The organism is Methylobacterium mesophilicum, from assembly GCF_036441335.1.
Lineage (GTDB): Bacteria > Pseudomonadota > Alphaproteobacteria > Rhizobiales > Beijerinckiaceae > Methylobacterium > Methylobacterium mesophilicum_B.
The window spans coordinates 81,462-88,470 of the sequence record NZ_MLBW01000002.1 but is presented as its reverse complement, the minus strand read 5'-3'; the positions used below and the strand labels follow the sequence as shown (position 1 = coordinate 88,470).

At 73.2% G+C, this 7,009-nt stretch carries 6 protein-coding genes and 2 pseudogenes; 2 read left to right on the top strand and 6 right to left on the bottom strand.

Annotated features, from left to right (window positions below):
- Both MMR14E_RS01865 and MMR14E_RS01860 read right to left on the bottom strand, forming a co-directional pair.
- Nucleotides 1–399 (bottom strand): annotated as a pseudogene (locus MMR14E_RS01865) (hypothetical protein); the annotation flags it as partial.
- A 4-nt stretch (nucleotides 400–403) separates the two neighbouring features.
- Complete coding sequence (locus MMR14E_RS01860) at nucleotides 404–2,698, bottom strand: PBP1A family penicillin-binding protein (RefSeq protein ID WP_331312566.1); 2,295 nt, start codon at nucleotides 2,696–2,698, stop codon at nucleotides 404–406.
- Nucleotides 2,699–2,989: 291 nt separating this feature from the next.
- On the opposite strand from MMR14E_RS01860, the gene MMR14E_RS01855 reads away from it, so the two are divergent.
- Nucleotides 2,990–3,481, top strand: coding sequence for a YcgN family cysteine cluster protein (locus MMR14E_RS01855; protein ID WP_331312565.1), 492 nt, complete (start codon nucleotides 2,990–2,992; stop codon nucleotides 3,479–3,481).
- Nucleotides 3,482–3,548: 67 nt separating this feature from the next.
- Here MMR14E_RS01855 and MMR14E_RS01850 read toward each other — a convergent pair whose 3' ends face one another.
- Nucleotides 3,549–4,238 carry an NrsF family protein gene (locus MMR14E_RS01850; RefSeq protein ID WP_331312564.1) on the bottom strand — a complete coding sequence of 230 codons (690 nt, stop codon included), beginning with the start codon at nucleotides 4,236–4,238 and terminating at the stop codon, nucleotides 3,549–3,551.
- Nucleotides 4,238–4,441: pseudogene (locus tag MMR14E_RS01845) on the bottom strand (sigma factor-like helix-turn-helix DNA-binding protein); the annotation flags it as partial. The pseudogene MMR14E_RS01845 and the gene MMR14E_RS01850, both read right to left, overlap by 1 nt.
- Nucleotides 4,442–4,567: 126 nt before the next feature.
- Between MMR14E_RS01845 and MMR14E_RS01840 the strand changes: the two are divergent.
- On the top strand, nucleotides 4,568–5,395 hold the full coding sequence (locus tag MMR14E_RS01840; protein WP_331312563.1) for a PLP-dependent cysteine synthase family protein: 828 nt from the start codon (nucleotides 4,568–4,570) through the stop codon (nucleotides 5,393–5,395).
- A gap of 67 nt (nucleotides 5,396–5,462) precedes the next feature.
- Here the strand turns inward: MMR14E_RS01840 and MMR14E_RS01835 are convergent, their stop codons facing one another.
- Nucleotides 5,463–6,293, bottom strand: coding sequence for a hypothetical protein (locus MMR14E_RS01835; protein WP_331312562.1), 831 nt, complete (start codon nucleotides 6,291–6,293; stop codon nucleotides 5,463–5,465).
- Between the two features lie 53 nt (nucleotides 6,294–6,346).
- Entirely contained in the window at nucleotides 6,347–6,553 is a 207-nt protein-coding gene (locus MMR14E_RS01830; protein ID WP_331312561.1) for a hypothetical protein, read from the bottom strand.
- Nucleotides 6,554–7,009 lie beyond the last annotated feature (456 nt).

Sequence of the window (7,009 nt, the reverse complement as noted above, 5' to 3'; positions counted from 1 at the left end):
GGGCGGCGTCGCGCCGCCGATCTGGTACGTGCAGGTGGCGTCGAGCGCCTGCCCGGCATCGTCGACCGCCGCCGTCAGCAGAAGGCCCTCACCGACCGCCAGGGGGATCTCGCCGCGGCGCGCGTTGACGGCGCGGGTGTAGGGATCGGCATTCGCCGCGCCGGCCCGCGGCCAGGCGGTCCAGGCGCCGACCTGCACGCCGCCGAACGGGTACCCGCCGCTCGTGGCCCAGTCGGCGCTGGCCAGTCCCAGGACGGCGCCGAGCGCCAGGGCGTAGGCGGCGAGGCCGGCGATCGAACTCTTGCGCCAGAGGCGCAGGACGAAGCGTGCCGCGCCGCTGCGCGGGGCGCCGGCGAACGCGGAGGTCCGGCCGAGCACGTCGGGGATCGTGAGCTTCATGCGCTCACCGGACCTCGGTGAAGCCGCCGACCGGGCGGCCGCCCTCGGCGACCTCGCGCAGCTGACCCGACGGCGCCGCCGCCCGGTCGCCGGGCTTCCGGCCGGTCTTCGGGGCGTCTCCGGCGCCGGCGGGCGCGTCCGGCGCCGATCCGGGGGCGCGCTCGACGGTGCGGAACAGGCCGTTCAGGCCGCTGATCACCTCGAAGGAGCGGCGCGAGAGCTTGCCGTAGGCGCTGGCATTGGGGTCGGTCGGCGCGGTCGGGCCGCCGGAGGCCTGCTGCTGGGCGGCGCGCGGATTCTCCTTCAGGCCGGGCAGGCCCTTGATCTCGATGCCCCGGTGGGCCGGCTCCATGACGTCGTGCCAGAGCTGGGCCGGGAGGGAGCCCCCGGTGAGCTTGTTGGTCGAGGTGTGGTCGTCGTTGCCGAACCAGACGGCGCCGACGTAATTGCCGGTGTAGCCGACGAACCACGCGTCCCGGTAGGCGTTCGTCGTGCCGGACTTGCCGGCCACCTTCACGCCCTCGAGCTGCGCCCGCTTGCCGGTGCCCTCCTCGACCACCTTGTTGAGCATGAAGTTCATGTCCGCGACGACCTGGGGCGCGAGCACCCGCTCGGGCGCCTCGTCGGCGTGGCGGTAGATCACCTCGCCGGACGAATTCTTGACCTCGATGGCCGCGTAGGGCTTGGCGCGGAAGCCGCCGTTGGCGAACACCGCGTAGCCCGCCGCCTGGTCGATGACCGTCACCTCGTCCGAGCCGATCGGCATCGAGACCGTGTCGATCAGGTTCGAGGTGATGCCCATCTTGTGGGCGAGCTCGATGATCTTCGCGCGGCCCGCCTTGGCGGCCTTGGCCTCGTGGCTGATGCCCATCGCCTTGCCGAGCGCGATGGAGATCTTGATCGGGATCGTGTTGATCGACTTGGCCACCGCCAGCCACATCGGCACCCGGCCGGCGTAGGAGCGGCCGTAATTCTGCGGGCACCAGTTGCCGATGCAGACGGGGCTGTCGACCACCGTCGTATCGGGCTTGAACAGGCCCGAGTTCAGGGCGGCCGAGTAGACGTAGGGCTTGAACGAGGAGCCGGGCTGGCGCAGCGCGTCGGTGGCGCGGTTGAACTGGCTCTCGCCGTAATCGGCGCCGCCCACCATGGCGCGCAGCGCCCCGTCGGGATCGAGGATCACCATGGCGGCCTCGTCCACGTCGTAGGCGTCGCCGGATTTGCGCAGGATGTCGGCCACCACCTCGTCGGCCCGCTTCTGGATCGCGAGGTCCAGCGGCGTCTTCACGGTCAGCACGCGGTCGTTGCGCAGCTTGCCGGCGTCGGCCATCGCCTTGATCTCGCCGAAGGCCCAGTCGAGGTAGTAGTCGGCGGTGATGTCGCGGGTGCGGGTCACCGGCGTCGCCGGGTTGCGCAGAGCCGTCTGGATCTGGCCCTCGGTGACGAAGCCCGCCTCCACCATGTTGTGCAGCACGTCCGCCGCCCGGGCGCGGGCCGCCGGCAGGTTGACGTGCGGGGCGTACTTGGTCGGCGCCTTGAACAGGCCCGCCAGCATGGCGGCCTCCGCGAGGCTGATATCCTTGAGCGGCTTGCCGAAATAATAGTCCGCCGCCGCCACCGCGCCGAAGGTGCCGCCGCCCATGTAGGCGCGGTCGAGGTACAGCTTCAGGATCTCGTTCTTGGTCAGGTGGCTCTCGAGCCACAGGGCCAGGAAGGCCTCGTTGACCTTCCGCTCCAGGGAGCGCTCGTTCGTCAGGAACAGGTTCTTGGCGAGCTGCTGTGTGATCGAGGACCCGCCCTGCGTGCCGTTGCCGCCGCGCGAGTTGTTCACCAGCGCCCGCAGGGTGCCGATCGGGTCGATGCCCCAGTGCTCGTAGAAGCGCCGGTCCTCGGTGGAGACCAGCGCCTTGATCATGATGTCGGGAAACTCGTCGAGCTTCAGCGAGTCGTCGTGCTTGATGCCGCGCCGCCCGACCTCGGTGCCGTAGCGGTCGAGGAAGGTGACGGCGAGGTCCTGCTGCTTCAGCCAGTTCTCGCTGGTCAGGTGGAAGGCGGGCTGCGCCAGGGCGAGCATCAGGATGGCGCCGCCGGTCCCGATGGTGACGCCCTCGCTCGTCAGGTCGAGGGCGACGCGCTTCCATCCACGCACCGCGAAGCGGCTCATGACGCGCTGGAAGCGCTCGTAGACCTGCCCGGTCGACTGGCCGCCGTCGTACAGGCTCGCGTTGACCCAGGCGTCGAAGGCGAGGGCGGCGCGTTCGAGGCGGACCTTGATCTCGGTGAACGTCGGCAGGCGCACGATGTCGAACCCGGCTTGTCGAGCGCCTCTGCGGCGGATCTGGCGGCGGATGGTCGAGCGCCCGCGCCGCGGACACGAACCCTGCGCCGGCGCCACCGCGCGGCATCCGTCGTCCATAGCAGGATCCGGAACCGGCGGCGAGGCTCTGCGCAGTCTCGCGATTCGCCGCGGACGAGCTTGGGCGTAACGCGCGACGGGGCGATCCGGTCGCATGGGCCCATCGGCGGCCACGCTTGCAGCGGTGCCGCGCCTCGGGCACAGAGGCGCCTCCCCATCCGAGAGACTTTTCCGATGCCCAAGCCCGAGGCGCCGCGCCGCGGGGCGGTCGAGCCGTTCTGGCGGACCAAGACGCTCGAAGCCATGACCCCGTCGGAGTGGGAGAGCCTGTGCGACGGCTGCGGCCGGTGCTGCCTCATGAAGCTCGAGGACGAGGATACCGGCGAGGTCCACCACACCGACGTCGGATGCACCCTGCTCGACGGCCTCACCTGCCGGTGCCGCGACTACGCCCGGCGGCAGAAGCGGGTGCCCGACTGCGTGCGCCTGACGCCGGAGGCGGTGCGGTCGATCGCCTGGCTGCCGCCGACCTGCGCGTATCGGCTCTTGCGCGACGGGCAGCCGCTCTACCCGTGGCACCCCCTGGTCTCCGGCCGGGCCGCGAGCGTGCACGAGGCGGGCATCTCGGTCCGCGGCCGGCTCAGCGGCAACGAGGAGGAATTCTCCGAGGACGAGTTGCCGGACCGGATCGTGGACTGGCCGGGCCTCGATCCGAGCGCCGCCTGAGGCGCCCGCGCCCGACGCCCGCAGACCCGCTCACGCCGGAGCGGCCGCGCGCCTCGACCGGAACGCCCTAGCCGACCTCCGAATCCCGTCCGAGCAGCCGGCCGCCGGCCACTCCGTTGGCCGCGATCACGATGGCGACCGCCGCCGCGTGGAACAGCAGGTCCGTGGCGGTGGCGTCGTGCGGGTGGACCGGCATGAGCAGCGCCGCGGCCGCCGCCGCCACCGCCAGCCCTCCGAGGGCGGCCGTGAGGTTCGGCCGCAGCGGACAGGCGCGCCGCAGCATCACGACGATCAGCACGGACAGCGGCACCGAGACGCAGATCAGGAAGCTGAAGCAGCCCGCGACCGTGTGCTCGCCGGGCACGTCGGCCCCCGGCGCGATCCAGTCGCGCAGGCAGCCCAGCCCGCTGGCGCCGACCCAGAGCGCGAGGGGCGGCAGCGGCAGCAGCGCCCAGCGGCCGGACCGGCCCGGGACGCTGGTGGCGAAGGCCGCGTAGGCGGCCGTGATCGCCGTCAGCACGGCGCCCACCGCCGCGAGGGCGAGGTCCGGCACGTGCATGCGCAGCATGAAGCCGCCGGTCCCGATCCAGGCGGCGAGGACCGCGCCGAGCACCAGCGTCACGCCGAGCCAGAGGGCCGCGCGGGCTTCCGGGGCCGGCAGCGGCCGCACGGGTTCGAGCCCGCCCGCGAGCGCCTCGACGAGCCGCTCGTGACGGGACAGGTCGCCGCCCGCCCAGTTGCTCCCCTCTCCGGCCATCACTCCCGCTCCTGCGTCAGGCTGGCCCGGAGCGCCTTCAGCGCCCGGTGCAGGTTCACCTTGAGGGCCCCCTTGCTGCGACCGGTGAGGGCGGCGGTCTCGTCGAGCGACAGCTCGCGCAGGCCCAGGTGCTCGACCGCCTGCCGCTGGCCATCGGGCAGGGCCGCCACCGCCCTGGCCAGGGCGGCGGCCCGGTCCCGCCGGAGTGCGGCGCGTATCGTAGTCTTACCGGGCAAGGTTGCCCCGCAGCAGCAGTGCTGCACGACATCACGGCTTTGAAGCCTCTGGTTCGCGGACGATCTTGTCTGCGCCCAGGGGCTTTTTGCGTTTTGGAGCTTTCATGGNGCAGCGTCAAGGACCGCGCCGCCCGCGCCATCCTGCTGGCCGCGCGCGCGGACGGCCGCCTGGCGGCGGGGGCGCCCGTCATCGAGATGACCAGCGGCAACATGGGGGCCGGCCTCGCGGTGGCCTGCGCGGCCCTGGGGCACCCGCTCGTGGTCACGATGTCGGCGGGGAACAGTCTGCAGCGCGTGCGGATGCTCGAGGCGCTCGGGGCGGAGGTCGTGCGGGTGCCGCAGGTGGACGGCGTCCCGGGGCAGGTCACCGGCGCCGACATGCGGGCGGCCGCGGACGCGGCGGAGCGCGTCGCGGCCGAGCGGGGCGGCTTCTACGTCGACCAGTTCCACGCGCCGGAGGGGCTGCGCGCGCATCGCGAGACGACCGGACCGGAGATCTGGGCGCAATCGTCCGGCCGGGTCGATGCCTGGGTGGCGGCCGTGGGCACGGGCGCGACCTTCCTCGGCGTGGCCGCGGTGCTGCGCGCGCGCAACCCGTCCCTGATCTGCGCCGCGGTCGAGCCGGCGGGCTGTCAGCCCCTCGGCGGATCGCCGGTCACGAAGCACCGGCACCTCATCCAGGGCACCGGCTACGGCAGCGTCCCGCCGCACTGGACGGCCGGCCTCATGGACCTGTCCATCCCGGTGACCGACGCGGCGGCCGAGGAGTGGCGGCACGCCCTGGCGACGCGGGAGGGCCTGCATGTCGGCTACTCGGCCGCGGCCAACGTCGCCGCGACGGTCGCGCTGCTGTCGTCCGGGCGTCTCCCGCACGACGCCGTTGCCGTGACCGTGCTCTGCGATACGGGGCTCAAGTACTAGGGCCGGCCGGGGGCGGCTTCCGGCCATCCGCGCGGCACGACCCTCATCCTCGGGCGGCCTCGAGCGCTCAGTATTTCACCACCAGCGGCGCCGCCTGCGTCACCGGCGGCGGGGGCGGCAGCGGAGCCGGCCCCAGGCCGCACCGGGCCGCGGCGTCCGGCGGGAGGAGCGGGTCGAGCAGGTTGCGGCGCGCGACCAGCATCAGGATGGAGCGCTCGGCCGAGACCGATTCCGGTGCCGGCGCCGCGGCGAACAGGTGCTCCAGGGCGAACCGGTAGCGGGCGAGCCGCAGGCCGGCCTCGAACCGCACCCAGGCGATCAGGCAGCGGTTCTCGGCGACCCGCTGGACGGCATCCCGTACGGCCGCGTCGTCGAGGGTCCTGGCGAAGGGCAGGCTGCGCAGCCGCGCGGCATCCGCGTCGATGACGCGGGCGGCCAGCGCCACGAAGAGCGGGATCAGCCGGGCATCGGCGGTCGCGTCGTCGCTGAGCTTCCGGTAGCGGGAGACGGGTGAGCGGGACGGTTCCCCGGTCAGCGCCTCGTAATAGGCGCCGACCTCCTCGTAGCGCCATGTCGGCGGGAGCGCGTGGGCGCTGGCGAGGCCGAACACCGTGTCCTGGAAGGCCGTGAAGCTGCTGGCAGGCTCGACGAACCGCCACGCGCGGTCGCGCAGGGCCTGCTCGTCGTCGGTCAGGCCGGAATCGAGCAGCAGGCGCCCGCGATCCCGGGTGCTGAAGCTGCCCGTCGTGTCGATCAGGCCGTTCCAGACCCCCGTGCGCGGCCGGCCGAAATCGCCGCTCTGGGTGCAGGCCGCGAGCAGGGCCAGCGCGGCCCCGGCGGGAGCGAGGCGCAGCGCGGTGCGCGCGTGGCCGAGCGGGCGGCGATCCGGGGCAGACATGGGAGAACCGTCGGTGGTGTCGCGCGGCCGGAGGGACATGCGCGGGGACGTCCTCAGGACGCGAGGCGCTCGTAGCGCACGCCGAGGAACAGGAGGATCTCGCCGCGCCGCTCGCCGGAGCGCGGGATCCGGCAGGTCCGCCGCGCCTCCGCGCCCGGGAACGGGATCAGGGTCGCGGACGCGGCCGCGCGGCGCGTCGGATCGGCGGCGGGCTTCGACGAACGGGTTTCGCCGGTCTCCAGCGGCTTGAAAAGGGTCATGGTCTCCGGCTCCTGTCGGCGGTCCGAGCATCTGGCCCGGGCCCTTCGGAGGGCGTCGGCAAGGGCTACCGAAACAATCCAGCACGACGTGGTTAACGGAGTCTTTCCGGGCTCCGGCCGGGAAACGCGGTGCTGGCGGGAGTTGGCGCGTGAATTGCGTAGCTGTCCGTGCCCATGGCGGGCGTTTCCTCCCTTCGACTTGAGGCCCTGTCCGATCCCGGACGGGGCCTTCTTATGTGCGGCCCGTCCCGCCGGGCGGCGGCGCCCGGCGACCCATCGTGCGACCCATCGTGCGACCCGCTGTGCGACCCGCGCGCCACACCGCGGCGAAGCGTGGCCGCGACGTTGCCGCGCAGAACCCCTCGGGACCCTCGACGCTTGCCTACCGCCCGGCCCGACCGATATGCCGGGCACGGGCGATGGCGGGACCGCCGCGTCGGCTCCCCGCCCGATCGA